The organism is Mycobacterium sp. 236(2023), from assembly GCF_029623955.1.
Taxonomy (GTDB): Bacteria; Actinomycetota; Actinomycetes; order Mycobacteriales; family Mycobacteriaceae; genus Mycobacterium.
Map to the genome: position 1 here is coordinate 241500 of NZ_JARSBP010000008.1, position 19091 is coordinate 260590.

The 19091-nt window shown below is 67.6% G+C and carries 21 protein-coding genes; 7 read left to right on the forward strand and 14 right to left on the reverse strand.

Going from position 1 to position 19091, the window contains the following annotated elements:
• Nucleotides 1–5: 5 nt before the first annotated feature.
• Nucleotides 6–1142 carry an extracellular solute-binding protein gene (locus P9A17_RS27835; RefSeq protein WP_278042001.1) on the reverse strand — a complete coding sequence of 379 codons (1137 nt, stop codon included), beginning with the start codon at nucleotides 1140–1142 and terminating at the stop codon, nucleotides 6–8.
• Nucleotides 1143–1250: 108 nt separating this feature from the next.
• Here P9A17_RS27835 and P9A17_RS27840 point away from each other — a divergent pair, with 108 nt between their 5' ends.
• A complete protein-coding gene (locus tag P9A17_RS27840) occupies nucleotides 1251–1679 on the forward strand; it encodes a TIGR03668 family PPOX class F420-dependent oxidoreductase (protein ID WP_278042002.1) in 429 nt (142 codons plus the stop codon).
• Between the two features lie 85 nt (nucleotides 1680–1764).
• Nucleotides 1765–2349: a sigma-70 family RNA polymerase sigma factor gene (locus P9A17_RS27845; RefSeq protein WP_278042003.1), complete on the forward strand. Its 585-nt coding sequence runs from the start codon at nucleotides 1765–1767 to the stop codon at nucleotides 2347–2349.
• Here P9A17_RS27845 and P9A17_RS27850 read toward each other — a convergent pair.
• The 4 genes from P9A17_RS27850 to P9A17_RS27865 all read right to left on the reverse strand — a co-directional run bounded on the left by P9A17_RS27850 (nucleotide 2325) and on the right by P9A17_RS27865 (nucleotide 5658).
• Nucleotides 2325–3248, reverse strand: coding sequence for a DMT family transporter (locus tag P9A17_RS27850; protein ID WP_278042004.1), 924 nt, complete (start codon nucleotides 3246–3248; stop codon nucleotides 2325–2327). The genes P9A17_RS27845 and P9A17_RS27850 overlap by 25 nt on opposite strands.
• A 4-nt stretch (nucleotides 3249–3252) precedes the next feature.
• On the reverse strand, nucleotides 3253–3507 hold the full coding sequence (locus P9A17_RS27855) for a hypothetical protein (RefSeq protein ID WP_278042005.1): 255 nt from the start codon (nucleotides 3505–3507) through the stop codon (nucleotides 3253–3255).
• 10 nt (nucleotides 3508–3517) lie between these two features.
• Nucleotides 3518–4804 (reverse strand): MFS transporter, encoded by a 1287-nt coding sequence (locus P9A17_RS27860; RefSeq protein WP_278042006.1) that lies wholly within the window; start codon nucleotides 4802–4804, stop codon nucleotides 3518–3520.
• An 83-nt stretch (nucleotides 4805–4887) separates the two neighbouring features.
• The gene (locus P9A17_RS27865; protein WP_278042007.1) at nucleotides 4888–5658 is read right to left on the reverse strand and encodes a hypothetical protein; all 771 of its coding nucleotides are present in this window, start codon (nucleotides 5656–5658) and stop codon (nucleotides 4888–4890) included.
• 41 nt (nucleotides 5659–5699) lie between these two features.
• Here P9A17_RS27865 and P9A17_RS27870 point away from each other — a divergent pair, with 41 nt between their 5' ends.
• Nucleotides 5700–7628: a KUP/HAK/KT family potassium transporter gene (locus P9A17_RS27870; protein ID WP_278042008.1), complete on the forward strand. Its 1929-nt coding sequence runs from the start codon at nucleotides 5700–5702 to the stop codon at nucleotides 7626–7628.
• On the opposite strand, the gene P9A17_RS27875 is transcribed toward P9A17_RS27870, so the two are convergent.
• Complete coding sequence (locus tag P9A17_RS27875; protein WP_278042046.1) at nucleotides 7611–9977, reverse strand: glycoside hydrolase family 65 protein; 2367 nt, start codon at nucleotides 9975–9977, stop codon at nucleotides 7611–7613. The two genes, P9A17_RS27870 and P9A17_RS27875, sit on opposite strands and share 18 nt — an antisense overlap.
• The gene (locus P9A17_RS27880) at nucleotides 9977–10678 is read right to left on the reverse strand and encodes a beta-phosphoglucomutase family hydrolase (protein WP_278042009.1); all 702 of its coding nucleotides are present in this window, start codon (nucleotides 10676–10678) and stop codon (nucleotides 9977–9979) included. Before P9A17_RS27880 ends, P9A17_RS27875 begins: the two co-directional genes overlap by 1 nt.
• A gap of 39 nt (nucleotides 10679–10717) precedes the next feature.
• Between P9A17_RS27880 and P9A17_RS27885 the strand changes: the two genes are divergently transcribed.
• Complete coding sequence (locus tag P9A17_RS27885) at nucleotides 10718–11575, forward strand: LLM class F420-dependent oxidoreductase (protein WP_278042010.1); 858 nt, start codon at nucleotides 10718–10720, stop codon at nucleotides 11573–11575.
• Here the strand turns inward: P9A17_RS27885 and P9A17_RS27890 are convergent.
• Genes P9A17_RS27890 through P9A17_RS27900 form a run of 3 tightly spaced genes read right to left on the reverse strand, consistent with a single transcriptional unit; the run spans nucleotide 11572 to nucleotide 13490 of the window.
• Nucleotides 11572–12432 carry a rhomboid family intramembrane serine protease gene (locus tag P9A17_RS27890; protein ID WP_278042011.1) on the reverse strand — a complete coding sequence of 287 codons (861 nt, stop codon included), beginning with the start codon at nucleotides 12430–12432 and terminating at the stop codon, nucleotides 11572–11574. The genes P9A17_RS27885 and P9A17_RS27890 overlap by 4 nt on opposite strands.
• A gap of 1 nt (nucleotide 12433) precedes the next feature.
• Nucleotides 12434–12886 (reverse strand): VOC family protein, encoded by a 453-nt coding sequence (locus tag P9A17_RS27895; RefSeq protein ID WP_278042012.1) that lies wholly within the window; start codon nucleotides 12884–12886, stop codon nucleotides 12434–12436.
• Nucleotides 12831–13490 (reverse strand): nitroreductase family protein, encoded by a 660-nt coding sequence (locus P9A17_RS27900; RefSeq protein ID WP_278042013.1) that lies wholly within the window; start codon nucleotides 13488–13490, stop codon nucleotides 12831–12833. The genes P9A17_RS27895 and P9A17_RS27900 overlap by 56 nt, the downstream gene beginning before the upstream one ends.
• Nucleotides 13491–13796: 306 nt before the next feature.
• Between P9A17_RS27900 and P9A17_RS27905 the strand changes: the two genes are divergently transcribed.
• Genes P9A17_RS27905 through lipE form a run of 3 tightly spaced genes read left to right on the forward strand, consistent with a single transcriptional unit; the run spans nucleotide 13797 to nucleotide 15901 of the window.
• Nucleotides 13797–14207, forward strand: coding sequence for a heme-binding protein (locus tag P9A17_RS27905; RefSeq protein ID WP_278042014.1), 411 nt, complete (start codon nucleotides 13797–13799; stop codon nucleotides 14205–14207).
• A gap of 27 nt (nucleotides 14208–14234) precedes the next feature.
• Nucleotides 14235–14726 (forward strand): hypothetical protein, encoded by a 492-nt coding sequence (locus P9A17_RS27910; RefSeq protein WP_278042015.1) that lies wholly within the window; start codon nucleotides 14235–14237, stop codon nucleotides 14724–14726.
• Nucleotides 14723–15901, forward strand: a complete 1179-nt coding sequence (gene lipE / locus P9A17_RS27915; RefSeq protein ID WP_278042016.1) for a lipase LipE — start codon at nucleotides 14723–14725, stop codon at nucleotides 15899–15901. Before P9A17_RS27910 ends, lipE begins: the two co-directional genes overlap by 4 nt.
• 1 nt (nucleotide 15902) lies before the next feature.
• Here the strand turns inward: lipE and P9A17_RS27920 are convergent, their stop codons facing one another.
• The 4 genes from P9A17_RS27920 to P9A17_RS27935 are packed head-to-tail and all read right to left on the reverse strand — an operon-like array spanning nucleotide 15903 to nucleotide 19075.
• Nucleotides 15903–16325: a PPOX class F420-dependent oxidoreductase gene (locus tag P9A17_RS27920; RefSeq protein WP_278042017.1), complete on the reverse strand. Its 423-nt coding sequence runs from the start codon at nucleotides 16323–16325 to the stop codon at nucleotides 15903–15905.
• Nucleotides 16322–17440, reverse strand: a complete 1119-nt coding sequence (locus tag P9A17_RS27925; protein ID WP_278042018.1) for an FAD-dependent oxidoreductase — start codon at nucleotides 17438–17440, stop codon at nucleotides 16322–16324. Before P9A17_RS27925 ends, P9A17_RS27920 begins: the two co-directional genes overlap by 4 nt.
• On the reverse strand, nucleotides 17437–18306 hold the full coding sequence (locus P9A17_RS27930) for a DUF1295 domain-containing protein (protein WP_278042019.1): 870 nt from the start codon (nucleotides 18304–18306) through the stop codon (nucleotides 17437–17439). The genes P9A17_RS27925 and P9A17_RS27930 overlap by 4 nt, the downstream gene beginning before the upstream one ends.
• Complete coding sequence (locus P9A17_RS27935) at nucleotides 18299–19075, reverse strand: glutaminyl-peptide cyclotransferase (protein ID WP_278042020.1); 777 nt, start codon at nucleotides 19073–19075, stop codon at nucleotides 18299–18301. The genes P9A17_RS27930 and P9A17_RS27935 overlap by 8 nt, the downstream gene beginning before the upstream one ends.
• Between the last annotated feature and the right edge of the window lie 16 nt (nucleotides 19076–19091).

Below are 19091 nucleotides of genomic sequence, written 5' to 3' on the forward strand. Positions count from 1 at the left end.
CCACCTCAGCCGATCGCGGCGGCCCAGTTCTGGGAAAGGTACTGAGAAGCCGTTTCGGTCTGCTGTGGGGTGGGCACCGTCACCGGCCCGTCGACGACCGGCAGCGCGGCCGCGACGGCGGGGTCGAGAGTGCCGTCGGCGGACATGTTGTCGGCGCGTACCGGACGAACTCCGCCCTGCGCGAACAGGTTCTGGCCCTCGTCGCTGTAGAGGAACTCCTGCCACAGTCGCGCGGCGGCCGGGTGCGGCGCGTCCTTGCTGATCGCCTGGTAGTAGTAGCCGGCCACCGGATGCTCCGGCGGGACGACGACGGTCCACGACGGCAGCTTCTTCGTCTCCGAGGAGTTCGTGTAGTTCCAGTCGATGACCACCGGGGTCTGCCCGGATTCGATGGTGGCGGGAGTCGGGTCGACCGGCAGGAAGTTGCCCGCTTCGTTGAGCTTGCGGAAGAACTCCACGCCGGGGGCGATGTCGTCGGCCGAACCGCCTTGCGACAGCGCCACCATCAGCACTCCGGAGAACGCAGCACCGGCCTGGGTCGGATCGCCGTTGAGCGCCACCTTGCCCCGGTATTCGGGTTTGAGCAGATCGTCGATGCTCGTCACCGGCGGCACCTTCGACGCGTCGAAGCCGATGGACATGTAGCCGCCGTAGTCGTTGACCCAGGTGCCGTCGGCGTCCTTGAACGCCGCCGGGATGTCGTCGAACGTCTCCACCTTGTACGGCGCGAACATCGACGTGTTGGCAAGCGCCACCGACTGTCCGAGGTCGAATACGTCGGGCGCGCTACTGCGGCCCTTCTGCTGATTGGCGGCGTTGATCTCGTCCTGGCTGGACGCGTCGGGCTGCGCGGAGTTGACCTTGATGCCGTACTTCTCGGTGAACGCCGCGATGATTGCCCCGTAGTTGGCCCAATCCGGCGGCAGCGCAATGACATTGAGCTCACCTTCGGCCTTGGCAGCCTCGACGAGGCCCTCCATGCCGCCGAAATCCTGCGCCGACGTGGCTTCGGCGGCGTTCACGCCGGACTCGGTCTGCGCCCCCTCGCTCTCCTTCTCGGGCGGTGCACACGCCACCGCGCCGGTGACGAGCAGCGCGGTGAGCGCGGCGGTGAGGGATCTGGAGAAGTTCTTAACGGGCATGCCGAACCTTCCGATGTGCAGGAGGCCATGCAGTGGCCAGGCGGTTACCGCCGCACGACTCCGCAGTGAATGAATCCAACCAGCAGAGCGCAACCCTACTCTGGATGCATGGCCGATCACGGCGCCTTCGACGCTCCCGGCGAGTTCTCCTCCGCGCCGGTGGCGATGCTCGCGACGGCAGGCGCCGACGCGGTGCCCCACCTGGTCCCGGTGGTGTTCGCGATAGGTGAGGGTCGCGACGACATCCTCTACACCGCCGTCGACGCGAAACCCAAGACGACGCAACGGCTACGCCGGCTGGCGAACATCGAGGCCAACCCCGTCGTGAGCCTGCTCGTCGACCACTACGACGACGACTGGTCACAGCTGTGGTGGGTGCGTGCCGACGGGGTCGCGACTATCCATCACAGCGGGGTGGAGATGGCGACCGGCTACGGTCTACTGCGCGCGAAGTATCCGCAGTATCAGCGGATCGAGCTCGACGGCCCGGTGGTGACCGTCGAGATCACCCGATGGTCGTCCTGGCATGGGGGATAACCGGTAGTCGGGAGTGCGGTTCTCCCGACCCGATTGGGGGGCCAGCAGGGCAGACTGGGTGCCCGCCGCGCGCGAGGGTTGATCCATGCCCGCCACCCAGACCATCGCCCGCACTGCCGCCGCCCCGCATGACGAACTGCTGACCCGCCGATTCGAACGCGACGCCGTCCCGTTGATCAAGGACCTGTACCGGCACGCCCTCCGGTTGACCCGCGACCACGCCGACGCCGAAGACCTGCTTCAGGAGACCGCTGCCAAGGCCTACGCCGCCTTCGGCAGCTTCGCCGAAGGCACCAACCTGATCGGCTGGCTGTACCGGATCATGCACAACACCCACCTGAGTACCTACCGCAGGCAGCAGAGTCGCCCGATGCTGCAGTTCACCGACGAGTTCGGCGATTTTGCCGGAACCGGATCCACCGAGGACCTGGTGATGTCGGTGACGACCGACCCGACGATCGCGGCCGCGATGCGCGCGTTGCCCGAAAAGTACCGGACCGCGGTGTATTACGCCGACATCGAAGGCCGCAAGACCACGGAGATCGCCGAGCTGATGAATGTGCCGATCGGCACCGTGATGTCCCGGCTGCACCGCGGCCGCAAGCAGCTGCGGACCGTGCTGTCCGATGTCGCCAGGGACCGCGGCTACGCGCTCTCCGACGCCGCCTGATTCTCGGCAGCCTCAGCCCGGCGGTTGGCCGCCTCCAGCGCCTCCTCGTACGCGCCCTCGCCTCGGCCGAGCGCCACGGTGCCTGCCGCCATCGCGATGGTCGACACGACGATCGCGACCAGATCCCACCGGCTGACGTCGAGATGCTCGCCGAGCACGACCGACCCGAGAACCACTGCGATCACCGGCTCGAGCACCAGCATCGTGGGCACCGAGGTCTGCAGGGAACCGGCGTGAAAGGCCGACTGCTGCAACAGCATGGCGACGACGCCGAGCAACGCCAGCAGGTAGAGCACCGGAGTCGTGAGGACCGCGCCCACACCTTCGTGAGTCAGCAGGTGCATGACGAGTTTGGTGAGCACCGCGACCACACCGAAGATCACCCCGACCGCGACGGCGAGCGACACCGCCCGGACCCAGCCCGCGAACCGCGTCCCCACGATCACACACGTCAGCACCGCGGCTGAGCAGGCGACCGCGACCACCGCGGAGGTCGTCAGCGACGCCTCGTAGTCACCGGGGCTCGCCTTGGCGAGGATGACGAACACAGCGAGCGCGGCCGTCAGCAGCACCGCCCACATCCACTCGCCCCGCGACACTCTGCGGTGTGCGAGGCGGGCACTCAGCGGCAGCGCGAACAGCAGCGCGGAGACCAGGATGGGCTGCACGAGCAGCAGCGAGCCATTGGCCAGCGCGAGTGCCTGGAAAACGAAGCCCGCGATCGCAGCCGCCGTCCCCGCCCACCACAACGGCCTGCGCAGCAGAGTGCGGAACATGACCGTGCTGACACCGTCCTCGACAGGGACGTCGAGAGTGGCACGTTGCCGCACAACGATGCCGACTGCGAGGAAAACCGCGGCCAGGAACGCCAGCAGAACCGTGAGGCCATGGCCGATCACAGAATCAGTTCCCGACAACCCGCAGATGAGGCCTCTGGGCCGGCTCTTCCTGTACGCCCGCACCGATCTTGTCGGTGACTCCCGCGACCACCGAGTCGACGCGGTGGACGGCGCGATCCACGGCGGTGTCGAGGTCGTCGGCGGCACTGAGGAGATGGGCGCGCACGGTGAGCCGGAAGCGCTCGCCAGCGCGTCGCACCTTGCGCCGGAGCCGGTCGTCGATCTCGACGGTCACGTAGGGCAAGACGCGAAGCTTCATCCCCCCGACTCTATTGCACTTGGGCCAGTGGTCGCCCTGCCGACTCTCGCAGCGTCAACACCGTCGCGAGAGAGACGACGGCGGCGGTCATGAGGTAGAAGGCCGGCGCGATCGAGTTGCCGGTGGTGGCGGTCAGCCATGTGACGACATAGGGCGTGGTGCCACCGAACACGGCGACGCAGACGTTGTAGCCGACGGAGAAGCCGCTGAACCGCACGCGGGTGGCGAACAGTTCGACGCCGGCGGACACCGCGCACGAGATGTAGACGGACTCGATCGCCGCCAGCAGGCAGTGCGCGGCGACGGCGGCCACCAGTGACCCCGAGGTCAGCAGCAGGAACAACGGGTAGCCGAGGAGCAGAAAGCCGACGGAGCCGCCGATGAGCAGCGGTCGGCGCCCGACCCGATCCGACAGGGCTGCCAGCGGCAGGATCAGGATCAGTGCGACGAGGCAGGCCAACGTGATCGAAGTGAACGACGCGGACTTCGAAAACTGCAGGGTCTTGATGAAATACGTTGGCAGGAAGGTGAATACGACGTAGTAGCCGATGTTGAACACGATGAACAAGCCGATCACCTGCAGGATCTGGCGCCATGACGTGTCGACCGCCTCCCGCAGCGGTTTGTCCGCGGTCTTGTCGGCCTTGCTCAGCTCCGCGAACTGCGGGGTGTCCCCGAGCCGCAGCCGGATGTAGAGCCCGACGAGGCCGAGCGGTCCCGCGATCAGGAACGGGATCCGCCAGCCGTAGCTCTCCATGGCCGCAGCCGGCAGCAGCGCCTGCAACAGGGTCACCGTGACCGAGCCCAGCAGGAAGCCGACCACGCCCGACCACGCCATGAACGTGATCGTCAGGCCGCGGTGTTTGTCGCTGGCGAACTCGGCGAGGTAGACCGCGCCGCCGCCGTACTCACCGCCCGCCGAGAATCCCTGCACGCATCGCAGCACGAGCAGCAGCAGCGGTGCGGCCACACCGATGGCCTCATACGTCGGCAGCAGACCGATGCAGAGCGTCGCGCCCGACATCAGCAGGATGACGATCGCGAGCACCTTCTGCCGGCCGATCCGGTCGCCGAGCGGACCGAAGAAGAACCCGCCGAGCGGACGCATGAAGAACGCCGCGGCGAAGATCGCGAACGTGTTGAGCAGTGCCGTGGTCTCGTTGCCGCTCGGGAAGAAGTGCGCGGCGATGAAGGTCGCGAGGAAGCCGTAGATGGCGAAGTCGAACCATTCCACGGCGTTGCCGATGGACGCTCCCGTCACCACCCGGCGAATATCGGTCTCCGCCTGCGTCACCATGACAACCCCCGAAACTAAGCGTGGCGCTGAGCATTTCGCTTACCACGTCGTGGTCTGACGTGTCCTGATGGCAACCTATCGTGTCAGCTTCTCGCGGCCCGCTTCGCCGCCTTGACGGCATCGGCGGCGTCCCGGCACGCCTGCTTGCCCGCGGCGTAGGCGTCCTCCGCGGTCGTCAGCGCGGCCTCGGCATCGGCCAGTCGGCGCTGCGCGTCCTGGTGCCGCAGCCGGGCGTCGGCAAGGTCGGACTGCAACTCGGTCAGCGCGGCGTCGGCGTCGGCCTTGGCGCGTTCGGCGGCCGTCACAGCTTCTCGCGCCTTGGAGTCGACTGGCTGCGCCGCCGCCTTTGCGGGCTTCGCCTTCGGCCCGCCGACCGCAGCCGTGAAGACGAACTCACCGAATCCCGACCACTGTTCGGCCTTCGTCAGCCGGCCCAGCCGCGCGGCGACGTCCGGATCGGCGACCGCGGCCTGCAAGGTCGCGTGGACGTCGTCACGCAGCGCGCTCGATGGCGCCGCGACGCCGCTCTGCTCGAGGGCGGTGCGCGCCAGCCGGTCGACGAGCTTGCGCTGCTCGGCGGTCAGGGTGCGAATCGCCTCGCGGTCCATCGCACCGTGGGCTTCGCGCAGTCGTGCGCCGAGGTCGGTCAGCTCATCGCGCGCCGGGCCCGACAGCGCCAGTGCATTGACCACCCACGCCGCCGCGGTCGGCTTACGGCTCGCGGTGATCCGGCGGGCCGCCTCCGCGTCACCGCCCTTCTTGGCCGCCGCGGCGAGCCGCGTGCGCAGCGCGGTGAAGTCCTCGGGTCTGGCGGCATAGAGTTCATCGAGCGCTTCGGTCTCCGCAAACTCCATGACGTCCGTTCTAGCGCGAAATTTCCGACGAGTCAGCGACAATGTTGCGCATCGACACCAACTCGGGCACCGACCACAGAAACCTCCTCCGGCCTGCCATCGTGGTCGGCGCGCTCGGTGTGGTCTTCGGCGACATCGGCACCAGCCCCATCTACACGCTGGCGACGGTGTTCGACCCGACGGACCCGCACCCTGTGCCGGTGTCACCGCAGCACGTCTACGGTGTCGTCTCGCTGATCTTCTGGTCGGTGATGATGATCGTGACGCTCACGTACGTCACGCTCGTGATGCGCGCCGACAACCACGGCGAGGGCGGCATCATGGCGCTGATCACCTTGGTGCGGAAGTTCGGTGCGCCGAGGAAGCGCCACACGACGATCGTCCTGTCGGCACTCGGCGTGTTCGGTGCCGCACTGTTTTTCGGCGACAGCATGATCACCCCCGCGATCTCCGTGCTGTCGGCGGTCGAGGGACTCGAGGTCGTCGACCCCGACTTCAAGGACCTCGTCGTCCCGATCACCGCGGTCATCATCGTCGCGCTGTTCTCGGTCCAGCGCCGCGGCACCGCAATGGTCGGCCGGTTCTTCGGCCCGGTGATGATCCTGTGGTTCGTCTCGATCGGTGCGCTCGGAATCGGCGGGATCGCCCGCAACCCCGACATCCTGCGCGCGCTGTCACCGATGTACGCGCTGGATTTCGTCACCGGCCAGTTCCACATCGCATTCTTCGCGCTCGCCGCCGTCGTCCTCGCGGTCACCGGCGCCGAAGCTCTCTACGCGGACATGGGTCACTTCGGTCGCAAGGCGATCACACTGGGCTGGCTGGGTCTGGTGCTGCCCGCCTGCACGCTGAACTACTTCGGCCAGGGGGCGCTGGTGCTCAGCGACGAAACCTCGGTCAAGGCACCGTTCTTCCTGCTGATGCCGGAGTGGTCGCGGATCCCGTTGATCCTGCTGGCCACCGCAGCCACCGTCATCGCATCGCAGGCGGTGATCACCGGTGCGTTCTCGGTCGCGTCGCAGGCCGCCCAGCTCGGTTACCTGCCCCGGCTGCGCATCCAGCACACGTCGGCGTCGACGATCGGCCAGATCTACGTGCCGTGGATCAACGGGGTGCTGCTGGTCGCGGTGCTGATCCTGGTGTTCGCCTTCCGCAGTTCCTCGGCGCTGGCTTATGCGTTCGGCATGGCGGTGACGGGCACGATCACGATCACCACGCTGCTGTTCCTGTATCTGGCGCGCACCCGCGCCGGTGCACCGCTGTGGCTGGTGATCGGCGGCGGCGGTGTGCTGCTGTTCATCGACGTGATGTTCTTCGCGGCGAACATGACCAAGCTCGTGCACGGTGCCTGGCTGCCGCTGCTGATCGCGATCATCGCGTTCACGATCATGACGACGTGGCAGCGTGGGCGGGTGCTCGTCACGAAGGCCAGGCGCAAGGCCGAGGGGCCGATGCGCGAGTTCATCGAAAGTCTCAGCACCCGGGAACCGCCGCTGGTCAGGCTGCCCGGCACCGCGGTGTTCCTGAACCGCGGCGACGACACGGCCCCGCTGTCGATGCGCGCCAACGTCGAGCACAACCATGTGCTCGCCGAGCACGTGGTGATCGTCTCGCTGAACACCGAGCCGGTGCCCCGGATCCCGGACACCGACCGGATCACGTTCGATGCGCTCGGCGTCCCCGACGACGGAATCATCCACGTGATCATGCATTTCGGCTACATGGACCGGGTCAACGTCCCGCACGCACTGAGCCTGCTCGACCCCACCCAGACCGAGGGCCCGCTCAATCTGGACCAAGCGACCTACTTCTTGTCCAGACTTGAACTGTGCCAAGGCGATTCACCGACGATGGCGCCGTGGCGCAAACGGCTGTTCATCGCGACGTCCTACATCACCGCCGACGCCGCTGCCTCGTTCGGGCTTCCACTGGACCGGACGGTGATGATCGGCTCACGACTGGAGGTCTGAGCGCCGCTTCCTGCGAAGCGGTTCGCGGCCTGGCGGCTGCTTGGGCGGGTCCAGTAATGCCTTGCGGTGCTTGACTTTCACCGTCGTCGGCTTCTTGGTGCTGATCTCCAGGGTCTCTCCTGCGTGCCGAATCTCCAGAGATCCGCCGGGTCCGTCGCGCAGGGTGTAGGTCACCGTTTTGTGGTCGGCCTCGACGGTCACCCGGAAGTTGCGCCAGCATAACCCGAATCGCAGCCGGCTGATGCCGCTGGGCAGCTGCGGGTCGAGCGAGAGCACACCCTCGTCGTCCCGCAACCCGCCGAACCCGCCCACCAGCGCGGTCCAGCTTCCCGCCAGTGACGCCAGATGCAGGCCGTCGCCGGTGTTGTGGTGCAGGTCCCGCAGGTCGATCAGCGCGGCCTCGTAGGCATAGTCGTGCGCCAGCTCCAGATGCCCGACGTCGGCGCACATCACCGCCTGGGTGCATGCCGACAGCGACGAGTCCCTGGTGGTGCGGCGCTCGTAGTAGTCGACGTTGCGCGCCTTCTGCTCGGGGGTGAAGGCGTGGCTCTGCCACTGCATCGCCAGCACCAAGTCGGCCTGTTTGACCACCTGGGCCGGGTAGAGCCGGACGTACGGTTCATGAAGCAGCAGAGGGTATTCCGTGTTCTCGCGGAAGTCCCATTCGCGCAATGTCGTGAAGCCGTCGCACTGCGGGTGCACCCCCAGCTCTTCGTCGTAGGGGATGTGCACGGCGTCGGCGGCGTCACGCCAGGCGGCGGTCTCCTCGGTGTCGACACCCAGCTCGCGGGCGGCCTCGGGATGGCGGGTGCACGCTCCCGCCGCGATCCGCAGGTTCTGCGCGGCCATCAGGTTGGTGAACACGTTGTCCCGCACCACCGCGGTGTATTCGTCGGGGCCCGTCACCCCGTCGATGCGCCATCGTCCGTACCGGTCGTGGTGTCCCAGCGACAGCCACATCCGGGCCGTCTCCACGAGAACCGCCAGCCCGCACTCTTTTTCGATGGAATCGTCCCCGGTGACGATGCGGTAGCGCTCGAAGGCCATCGCGATGTCGGCGTTGACGTGGAACGCTGCGGTGCCCGCGGGCCAGTACGCCGAACACTCCTCGCCGCGGATGGTGCGCCACGGGAAACTGGCGCCCGCCAGATCGAGTTCGGCGGCACGTTCACGGGCCATGTCCAGCGTCGACGCGCGCCAGCGCAGCGCATCGGCGGCCGCGCCGGGTGCGGTATAGGTCAGCACCGGGAGCACGAAACCCTCGGTGTCCCAGAAGGCATGGCCGTCATAACCCGTCCCGGTCAGCCCCTTGCCGGCAATGGCGCGGCGCTCGGCACGGGCGCTGGCCTGCAGAACGTGGAAGAGGCCGAACCGCACAGCCTGCTGGCAGTCGGCGTCGCCGTCGACTTCGACGTCGGCGCAGTCCCAGAAGTCGTCGAGGTAATCCCGTTGCGCGTCGAGCAGACCCTGCCAGCCCGTGTAGCGCGCCCCGGCGATGGCCGCTGCCACCTGGTCGCGCAGCGCGGGCCGGGAGCGCAGGCTCGACCAACCATAGGCCAGGAACTTCACGAGGCGAAGGCGCTCACCGGCTTTCAGTCCGCACACCACTGTCGTTCTGGCCCAGTCGTCCCCGGCGTCGCCACTGATCTCGACGCGACCGTCGACCTCGACGAGGTGGTCCATCGCCACCGCCATGCTGAGGTTGCTCCCCCGGGTCCGGTGGATCAGCAGAGCGCCGCGGTCGCTGACTTCGTGCTGGACCGCTTCCAGCGGCTTGTCCAGCACCGCCGCCACCCGCGGATCCCCGGACTGTTTCGGCTGATCCTCGTTGGCAACCAGTTCCGATTGCACGGTCAGCAGGACGTCGTCGACCGCCTCGACGACGTACTCGATGGCTGCGAGACCACGCTGGGCCAGCGACACGAGCCGCGTCGAGTTGACCTTGACCCGCTTACCCGACGGCGCCGTCCACTCTGCGGTGCGGGTCAGCGTCCCCGCGCGCATGTCGAGAGTCCGTTCGTGCGAACGGATTTCGCCATAGCGGACGTCGAACGGCTCGTCGTCGACCAGGAGTCGGATGATCTTGCCGTTGGTGACGTCGACGATCGACTGTCCGTCTTCGGGGTACCCGAAGCCCGCCTCGGCGTACGGAAGCGGACGCACCTCGTAGAACCCGTTCAAGTAGGTTCCCGGCAACCCGTGGGGTTCTCCTTCGTCGAGGTTGCCGCGTAACCCGATGTGCCCGTTGGACAGTGCGAACAGCGACTCGGTCTGCGGCAGAAGCTCCACGCGCAGCTGTGTCTCGCGGACCTGCCACGGCTCGACCGGGAAGGCCTCGTCGGAGATCATCATGAAGAGAGCAGCTCCCCCAAGTCGGTGACGACGATATCGGCGCCGTTGTCCCGCAATGCTTGTGACTGTCCCACCCGGTCGACTCCGACCACCAGACCGAACTTGCCGGCGCGGCCGGCGGCCACGCCGGACAGCGCGTCCTCGAACACCGCCGCCTCGGCCGGTGCCACGTCGAGCAGTTGGGCCGCGCGCAGGAACGAGTCGGGGGCCGGCTTGCCCGGTATCCCCTCCTCGCGCAGCGTGACACCGTCGACCCGCTGCTCGACGTAGGTGTCCAGCCCGGTCAGCGCCAGAACTTCGCGGGTGTTGGCGCTCGATGACACCACGGCGCGCCGCAACCCCGCCTCGGCCGCCGCCTCGAGGTAGCGCCGCGATCCCTCGAACACGTCGACACCGTCGGTGTGCAGCACGTGCTGGAACATCTCGTTCTTGCGGTCACCTAGGCGGGTGACCGTCGCGTCGTCGGGGTGGATCGACCGGCTGCCGAGGAACGAGCGGATCCCGTCCTCCCGCGGTTTCCCGTCGACGTAGTTCTCGTAATCGGCTCCCGCATCGAACGGCAGGTTCTGCTCGTCGAGGCTGTGCAGATACTCGTCGAACATCGCCTTCCACGCGCGCTTGTGCACGCTGGCGGTGTCGGTGAGCACCCCGTCGAGGTCGAAAAGGCACGCGCGGATGCGATCGGGTAGGCCGAGCATCACCCACTCATACCCTTTTTCGCTCCTAACCTGTGCTTCATGCGTATCGGTGTGGTGTTTCCCCAGACAGAGCTCGGCGGCGACCCGGGAGCAGTGCGGGCCTACGGCCAACGTGTCGAGGAGCTCGGGTTCGCCCATCTCCTTGCCTACGACCACATCCTCGGCGCCGATCCCACCGTGCATCAGGGCTGGTCGGGCCCCTATGACATCGATACGACCTTTCACGAGCCGTTGGTGATGTTCGGCTATCTCGCCGCGGTGACGACCACGCTCGAACTGGTCACCGGCGTCATCATCCTGCCGCAGCGCCAGACCGCGCTCGTGGCCAAACAGGCCGCCGAGGTCGACCTGCTCAGCGGCGGTCGGCTGCGGTTCGGGCTGGGCCTGGGCTGGAACGCCGTCGAGTACGAGGCGCTCGGTGAGCGCTTCGACAACCGCGGCAGGCGCTCCGAGGAACAGATCGATCTGCTCCGGCGGCTGTGGACGCAGCGGTCGGTGACGTTCGACGGCCGGTACCACCGGGTGACCGGTGCCGGAATCGCGCCGCTACCGGTGCAGCGGCCCATCCCGTTGTGGATCGGCGCCGCGGTCCGACGGGGTTACGAACGGGCCGGCCGGCTGGCCGACGGCTGGTTCCCGATGCATTCACCGGGCCCCAAGCTGGACGAGGCGAAGGCGATCGTCGACGCCGCAGCACGCGAAGCGGGTCGTGACCCGGCACAGATCGGGATGGAGGGGCGCGTCACCTGGCAGGGCGACCACGACCGCGCGGCCGCGGACATCGCGGCATGGGCGGCCTTCGGCGCGACCCACCTGTCGGTGAACACGATGGGCGCCGGCCTGCGGACCGTCGACGATCACCTGGCGGTTCTGGAGGCGACCGCCGAGTACATCTAGAGCCCCATCAGCGCCCGCAGGTCGGCCGTGCGCCAGACGATCAGCCCGACGAACACGACCACCAGCGCTGCCACCGCACCGCCCTGCACGAGGTTGCGCCGTTCGCGCGGTGCGTAGGCGAACGCGGCGGCCACCAGCGCGCCCGTGACCAGGCCGCCGATATGGCCCTGCCAGCTGATGTTCTGCGACGTGATCAGCGGATAGACGAAGGTGAAGACCAGGTTCAGGCCGATGATCATCATGACCGAACGCACGTCCATGTTGAGCCGCTTGCCCACGACGAACATCGCGCCGAACAACCCGAACACGGCACCGGACGCGCCGGCCGTCAGCGCGTTGAGCGTCAGCAGATAGACGAGCACCGAACCGCCGAGCGCGCTGAGCAGGTACAGGCCGATATAGCGCACCCGGCCCAGAGCGATCTCCAGCGGCGGACCGACGAAGTACAGCGCCAGCATGTTGAACGCGATGTGGGTCAGCCCGAAGTGCAGGAACGCCGACGTCAGCAGCCGGTAGAACTCGCCATCGGCGACCGCCGGGGACCAGAGCCCCAGCGCGCGCTCCAGGTCCGGCGAGGCCATCTGCAGCCCGAACATCAGCACGTTGACGGCGATCAGCACGTACGTGACGACCGGGGTCATCGTCCTGGGGCGCTGGGCGCCGAACACATTGGTCGCCTGCCGCACCGATCGGGCGCCCTCGCCGACGCAGTCGGCGCACTGATGCCCGACGGCGGCGTCGCGCATGCACTCCGGGCAGATGAAGCGGTTGCAGCGGGTGCAGCGAACATAGGTCTGGCGGTCGGGATGGCGATAGCAGGTCGGGACCTGCTGCTGCGGCGGGAAGGGCTGGCCCATATCAGAGGGTTCCGAACAGTTCGATGTGGTTGCCGTCGGGATCCGCGACGAACATCCAGCCCATCCCCGGTACCGGCGCGAACTCGGTCACGGGTTCGACGACCTCGTACTCGGAGGCCTCGAACGCCTCGCCGACAGCACGCAGCCCGGTCACGCCGATCGTGAAATATCGCAGGCCCGCCTGCGCGCGCCCACCGCCCGGCGCGGCAGGAGCCGGCGGCGGCGTGGTGTAGGTGACGAGCTTGAGCACACTGCCACCGAGCGAGTACCGGCGCTGCGAGCCGCCGTCGAACTCGATCTCACCCTGCGGCTCGAGTTCCAGAAAGCCCTCGTAGAAGGCGACCATCGGAGCCAGATCGGTGGTGACGAGCCCGACTTCGATGCCGGGCGACAGCAGGTCAAGTTTCACGGGTCCACTGTATGGGGCGGTCCCACACGTCGGCGTTGACAGCATGCTCGACGGGTCTGCGGCGCAGCGGGCCGTGCTTGCCCTTCGGCCAGCCGACGACGATGTGGCCGGCCAGCATCCAGTCGTCGGGTACCCCGACGGCGTCGCGCAGCACCTGTTCGCCGTCGTAGGACGCCCAACTCGTCAGGCAGGCTCCCAGTCCCTGCGCCCGTGCGGCCAGCAGGAAGTTCTGCATCGCCGGAAAGATCGATCCGCCGAGCAGCAGTTCCGACGCCGTCGGGAAACGCTTCTGCGCGAACAGCACCGACGTGAACTCCCCGGCCCGGTCGTGCAGCTCGTAGGTGGCCCGGGCATTGCGGGCCCGCAGGCTGTCGTCGTCGGGAGCGGGCCGGGTCATCCCGTAGACGGGTTCGATGACCGCGAGCGCGTGCGCGGCGGCTTTCGCGACGACCGCGCGCTGCTCGTCCGAGCGCAGCACGACGAACCGCCACGACTGCGCGTTGGCTCCCGAGGGTGCCCAGGTGGCGGCCTCCAGGCAGCGCCGCAGCGTCGCATCTTCGACGGGCTCGTCGGTGAACCGCCGGATGGTGCGGGCCGTCGACATCGTCTCCCACACATCGTGGGTCGGGGCGCGCTCGACTTCAGACATGACACAGAAGCTATCTGACGTAACGGCCGATAACGATTGGGCAACGACCCACATCACGATCAATTAAGCACAACTGGCAAACCTTCAGAGACTTCACAGTTTTGGCGCGTGAATTTCGTTGACAGCGAACAGTTTCGCCGAGAATGAGGCCGATATCACGCCCTTCGGGCGTAACACTTCCGCGGTGTCACATGTGGCCTCCGCAGGCGACGTTTGGGCCCCTCAGATCTCGGCTACCTTGGTTTTCGTCGGGGATTGTAGAAATCGATCCACCATCAATCACCAACATGAGGGACCACATTCATCATGAGTTTCACTGGTATCACCACGCAGAAGAAGAACCGCGTCGTGGCCGGCGTCGGGGCGGCCTGTCTGTTCGGCGGTCTCGCCGTAGCAACCGTCGCGGCACCTGTGGCCTCGGCACAGCCGGCCGGGTGCTCGGCCAGCGACCTGACCGGGACCGTCAGCTCCGTGACCGCGACCGCGCGGCAGTACCTCGACGCGCATCCGGGTGCCAACCAGGCCGTCACCGCGGCGATGAGCCAGCAGCGGCCCGAGGCAGAGGCGAATCTGCGTGGGTACTTCACCGCCAACCCCGGTGAGTATTACGACCTGCGCGGCATCCTGGCACCGCTCGGCGATGCGCAGCGCAACTGCAACGTGACCGTGCTGCCGCCGGATCTGCAGTCGGCCTACAACTCGTTCATGGCCGGTTGATCTCGCGAGCAATTAGACTCGCTTCCTATGAGGTCGACGAAACCAGCCGTGCTCGCTGCGGCCCTGGTGGTCGGCTGGTGCGTGGCAGCCCCCGTCGCGGGAGCTCAACCGGCTCCAAGCCCCGCACCGGCTCCCCCACCGGGTCCTGCCGAGGCGGCGCCCGGAGCACCCGCAGCACCCGCTGAGGGGCTCAAGACGGTGATCGACGCCGACGGCACCTACGCCGTCGGCGCCGACATCGCCCCTGGCGTGTACCAGTCGGCGGGGCCGGTCGAGGGCGGTGCCTGCTACTGGAAGCGCACCGCCGGCGACCAACTGGTCGACAATCGCCTGACGAAAAAGCCGTCGTTCGTGCAGATCATGCCGACCGACACCTCCTTCACCACCAGCGACTGCCAGGCCTGGCAGATGACGAACACACCGATGCCGCCCGAGCCCGGGCCCGGCTCATTGCTGGGTGAACTGACCCAGGCAATCGGCAGCGGCATGTTCAGTGGAGGGCCGCCGCCCCCGCCGTGACAGAGCTCACCGAGATCACCGCGGTCGGCATCGAGGACCACTCCGCCGTCGATCCCGCGGCGATCGAGCGCATCTGGCAAGCCGCCACACACTGGTATCGGGCGGGTATGCAGCCCGCCATCCAGGTGTGTCTGCGCCGCGACGGCAAGGTGATCCTCGACCGTGCGATCGGATACGCCTGGGATGACGTCCCGGTGTCCACGAAGACTCCGTTCTGCGTGTATTCCGCGGCGAAGGCCATCACGACGACCGTGGCGCACATGCTCGTCGAGCGCGGCGCGTTCTCCCTCGACGACCGGGTGTGTGAATACCTGCCGACGTACACGAGCCACGGCAAGGACCGCACGACGATCCGGCACGTGATGACCCACAGCGCGGGTATCCCGTTCGCGACGGGCCCGAAGCCCGATCTCAAGCGGATGGACGACAGCGAGTACACCCGCGAGATGCTGGGCCGGATGAAGCCGGTGTACCCGCCGGGCCTGGTTCACATCTACCACGGATTGACGTGGGGTCCGCTGATGCGTGAAATCATCTCCGCCGCAACGGGACGCAGCATCCGCGACATTCTCGCTGACGAGATCCTAACCCCGCTCGGGTTCCGGTGGACCAATTACGGCGTTGCGCCACAGGATGTTCCACTGGTTGCGCCCAGCCACGTCACAGGCAAGCCACTGCCGGCGCCGATCGCCAAAGCATTCAAGATCGCGGTCGGCGGGACGCCGCAGAAGATCATCCCGTTCTCGAACACGCCCCGGTTCCTCACCGGGGTCATCCCGTCGTCGAACACGGTGTCCAACGCCAACGAGCTGTCCCGGTTCGCCGAGATCCTGTGCCGCGGCGGCGAACTCGACGGTGTGCGCGTGCTCTCGCCGGAGACGTTGCGGGCGGCGACCGCCGAGGCCCGCAGGCTGCGGCCTGATCTCGCCACGGGGTTGGCCCCGATGCGGTGGGGCACCGGATACATGTTGGGGTCCAAGCGTTTCGGGCCATTCGGCCGCGACGCCGCCGGCGCGTTCGGCCACACCGGGCTGACCGACATCGCGGTGTGGGCCGATCCCGACCGCGCGCTGTCGGTCGCGGTGGTCAGCAGCGGAAAGCCCGGCGCGCATCGCGAGGCGAAGCGATACCCGCAGCTTCTCGACCGCATCAACGCCGAGATACCGAGAGTCTGAACTAGCGCAGCTTCTCGCCGTAGACCCGCTCGACGGTCAACGTCATCAGAACCCTGCGATCGGACACCATGACCGACCGGTACTCGTCCCAGTCCGGGTGTTCGCCTGCGGCGCTTCGGTAATAGTCGACCAGCGCTTCGACCTCGGGACCGTTCGGCTCGCTACCCGGGCCGGTCAGCGTGACCGGTCCTTCGGCGGTGGCCCACGCCCAGCCGTCGGTGCTGGTGACCTCCAGTGCGGCGCGCGGATCGCGGCGCAGATTGGTCGTCTTGGCGCGCCCCTCCGTCATCGACACGTAGATGACGCCGGCATCACGGTCGTAGAACGGCGTCACCGGCGAGAGCTGCGGCACCCCGCTGGACTTGATCGTGGCCAGCACACCGAGCCGCGCGGAAGCCAGCAGTTCGTGCGGGTCAAAACTCATGCTTCCTCCTGTCGCACACCGCGATAAATACCCCAGCGCACGATCACCGGCATCAGCACCCGCTCGAACGCCCACGCCGGGAACCGGAACGCCTTGCCGTTGGGCGCGAAGACTTCGAGCCCGTCCGGCTGGATTCCCACCACCGATCCCCAACGTTGCTTCGGCGCCCGGTATTTCTTCAGCGGCTTGCCGTCGAAGGCGGCACGGACGTTGTGTGCGAGGAGCCCGTCGCCACCGTTGCGGGCCGAGCTGCGCAGCGGGTCCGTCGCCGCGACGTCACCGACGGCGAAGATGTCGGGATGACCCGGCACGCGCAGTTCGGGCGTGACGCGGACGAAGCCGTCGTCGTCGAGCAGTTCGGCGGGCAGCCATGACGTGTTGGGCTGCACGCGCCCGATGGCCCACAGCACCGCGTCGGCCGTCGCCGGCTCCTGCCCGGTGCTCCAGCGCACCGGGCCGGCGGTCAGTTCGTCGCCGGTGAATCCCGGTTCCAGGTCGGCGCGGTGACCCGGGCGCAGCACCACCCCGGCCTCGGTGAGCCTGCTGCGGATCTTCTCCCAGGTCCGCGGATGATGGCCGATCAGCGCGCGCTCTCCCGGGTAATACAGCTCGACCCGCTTGTCCGGCCACACCGCCGAGATCTGGGCCGCGCTGCTGACCGCGGCGGCACCGCCACCCACCACGATGACCGACCTTGCGGCAGCGAGCTTTTCGTGCGGCGCCCGAATGCCGTCGCCAACCTGAGCCGCCGTCTCGAAGACGGGTCGCCGCCAGAATCCGTTGGTGACACCCGTCGCGATGACGAGCGTGTCGTAGGGCACGTCAGTCGACGACCCGTCGGGCAGCGTGACCGCGACGGTCTTGGCCGTGATGTCGACTCCGGTGATCGTGCCGTGCACGGTGCGGGCTTTGTCGAGTCCGCGGAACCGGGAGAACGGAATCCAATTGTGTTGCGCCCAATGGTCGGGCGCGGCCAGTCGCCACCCGAGTTCCTGCCCGCTGACGAGCCCCGGTTTCGCCGAGATTCCGACGACGTCGGCGTGCTTGGAAAGCTTGATCGCGCTGAGGACCCCGACGTCACCGAGTCCGGCGATAACGACCCGCCTGCCGGTCATGCGCGCACCTTCGCAGGCGGCCAGGGGACGAACCGCGACACCCGGTCGATGACGGCCTGGTAGTCCGGCCTGCGTTCGAGGCTACGGGCTTCCATCATCGGGATGCTCGCGCCGAGGAACATCGCCAGCATCGCGGCCGCCCCGATGAACACCCACCAGGCAGAAGGCGCACTCGCGATGCCGAACAGCGCCAGCGCGAACCAGAACCCGAACTCGCCGAAATAGTTCGGGTGCCGCGACCAACTCCACAGGCCGCGGTCCATCACCTCACCCGGCTGCTTGGTCGCGACGAATCGATGCATCTGCACATCCGCGGCGAATTCGAGTGCGACAGCCGCCATTCCGATGACGAACGCCAGGACCACCAGCCAGGTGGCGGCGCCCGGGTTCATGATCGCGACGTAGACGGGCAGCATCCCGAGGAATACCTGCACGGTCGGGATCAGGTGGATGGCGACCAGATCCGCGACGAACTCGAAGCTGCCCGCCCGCTCGCGGAACATCGGGTAGCGCCAATCCTCGTGGTGCAGACCGGGAAACGCGTACACCCAGTTTCCGGTCAGGCGGATTGCCCAGACGGTCACGAGCACGGCCATCAGCCAGACGGCGAGCGTGGACGATCCCGCCTCGTACCACCAGTAGAAGAGGATCAGCGGCGGGATGACGCTCCAGTACGCGTCGTAGAAGCTCGAGTTTCCGTAGATGCGGCTGAACACGAAGATGACGACGGTCGCCACGATGTCGGCGATGAACGTGTCGAGCCAGAGCCTGTCCGTGGACGGGCCCCACACCAGCCAGGCGGCCGCGGCGGCCACGGCAAGGACGTAGGCCGCCGTGACGACGGCCAGTGATCGCGACTTACCCATCGAGGCTCACCCGGAACGTCTTGGGCCAGTACTTGCCGGTCAGCAGGAACTCCGAGCCCTGGACGTGGGCGATGCCGTTGAGCACCTGCGCGCTCGGCGGGATGCCGAGGGCCCGCAGCGGAGCGGCGTTGACGACGAGGGTGACCTTGCCGTTGGACGGATCGATGCGGACGATCTCGTTGGTCGGCCACACGTTGGCCCAGACCTGGCCGTCGACGCACTCCAGCTCGTTGAGCCCCTTGATCTCCGCGTCGTCCTTGGTGACGTCGACGCCACCGTTCTCGGCGAAGTCGTCGGCGTTGTGGAAGGTGAGGTGGTTGGTGCCGTCGCTGCGGATCAACCGCTGCCCGTCGTAGCAGAGCCCCCAGCCCTCCCCGGACAGCGGAACATCGCGCACGGGAGTCATCGTGGCCTTGTCCCATTCGACGGCCACGCCGTCCTGGTAGGTCAGCTGCCAGATCTTGTCGCCGACGAGCGTGATGCCCTCGCCGAAAACGTCGTCGGGTGCGGCCACCGAGCGGGCCACCTGTCCCGTGCCCGGATCGAGTTGACGCATCTGCGACTCCCCGGCCAACCCGGTGCCCTCATAGAGGACCGAGTCGCTGATCTCGAAGCCCTGCGTGAACGCCGCGGGGTCGTGCGGGATCTCCTCCAGAACTACCGGCTCGATGACGGGAGCAGGCCCGGCCTGGGCGACCGGCGGCGGGGCGGCGCAGCCCGCGGCCACCACCGCCAGGGCGATTGCGGCCCTTTGACAAGAGGAACTCATACCGTCGTTCTACCGT

What these genes read in the sequence shown, in the direction of transcription:
- P9A17_RS27835 (WP_278042001.1), bottom strand. Translation starts at nt 1,142, where the DNA reads ATGCCCGTTAAGAACTTCTCCAGATCCCTCACCGCCGCGCTCACCGCG.
- P9A17_RS27840 (WP_278042002.1), top strand. Translation starts at nt 1,251, where the DNA reads ATGGCCGATCACGGCGCCTTCGACGCTCCCGGCGAGTTCTCCTCCGCG.
- P9A17_RS27845 (WP_278042003.1), top strand. Translation starts at nt 1,765, where the DNA reads ATGCCCGCCACCCAGACCATCGCCCGCACTGCCGCCGCCCCGCATGAC.
- P9A17_RS27855 (WP_278042005.1), bottom strand. Translation starts at nt 3,507, where the DNA reads ATGAAGCTTCGCGTCTTGCCCTACGTGACCGTCGAGATCGACGACCGG.
- P9A17_RS27860 (WP_278042006.1), bottom strand. Translation starts at nt 4,804, where the DNA reads ATGGTGACGCAGGCGGAGACCGATATTCGCCGGGTGGTGACGGGAGCG.
- P9A17_RS27865 (WP_278042007.1), bottom strand. Translation starts at nt 5,658, where the DNA reads ATGGAGTTTGCGGAGACCGAAGCGCTCGATGAACTCTATGCCGCCAGA.
- P9A17_RS27870 (WP_278042008.1), top strand. Translation starts at nt 5,700, where the DNA reads ATGTTGCGCATCGACACCAACTCGGGCACCGACCACAGAAACCTCCTC.
- P9A17_RS27875 (WP_278042046.1), bottom strand. Translation starts at nt 9,977, where the DNA reads ATGATCTCCGACGAGGCCTTCCCGGTCGAGCCGTGGCAGGTCCGCGAG.
- P9A17_RS27880 (WP_278042009.1), bottom strand. Translation starts at nt 10,678, where the DNA reads ATGCTCGGCCTACCCGATCGCATCCGCGCGTGCCTTTTCGACCTCGAC.
- P9A17_RS27885 (WP_278042010.1), top strand. Translation starts at nt 10,718, where the DNA reads ATGCGTATCGGTGTGGTGTTTCCCCAGACAGAGCTCGGCGGCGACCCG.
- P9A17_RS27890 (WP_278042011.1), bottom strand. Translation starts at nt 12,432, where the DNA reads ATGGGCCAGCCCTTCCCGCCGCAGCAGCAGGTCCCGACCTGCTATCGC.
- P9A17_RS27895 (WP_278042012.1), bottom strand. Translation starts at nt 12,886, where the DNA reads ATGCTGTCAACGCCGACGTGTGGGACCGCCCCATACAGTGGACCCGTG.
- P9A17_RS27900 (WP_278042013.1), bottom strand. Translation starts at nt 13,490, where the DNA reads ATGTCTGAAGTCGAGCGCGCCCCGACCCACGATGTGTGGGAGACGATG.
- P9A17_RS27905 (WP_278042014.1), top strand. Translation starts at nt 13,797, where the DNA reads ATGAGTTTCACTGGTATCACCACGCAGAAGAAGAACCGCGTCGTGGCC.
- P9A17_RS27910 (WP_278042015.1), top strand. Translation starts at nt 14,235, where the DNA reads ATGAGGTCGACGAAACCAGCCGTGCTCGCTGCGGCCCTGGTGGTCGGC.
- P9A17_RS27920 (WP_278042017.1), bottom strand. Translation starts at nt 16,325, where the DNA reads ATGAGTTTTGACCCGCACGAACTGCTGGCTTCCGCGCGGCTCGGTGTG.
- P9A17_RS27925 (WP_278042018.1), bottom strand. Translation starts at nt 17,440, where the DNA reads ATGACCGGCAGGCGGGTCGTTATCGCCGGACTCGGTGACGTCGGGGTC.
- P9A17_RS27930 (WP_278042019.1), bottom strand. Translation starts at nt 18,306, where the DNA reads ATGGGTAAGTCGCGATCACTGGCCGTCGTCACGGCGGCCTACGTCCTT.
- P9A17_RS27935 (WP_278042020.1), bottom strand. Translation starts at nt 19,075, where the DNA reads ATGAGTTCCTCTTGTCAAAGGGCCGCAATCGCCCTGGCGGTGGTGGCC.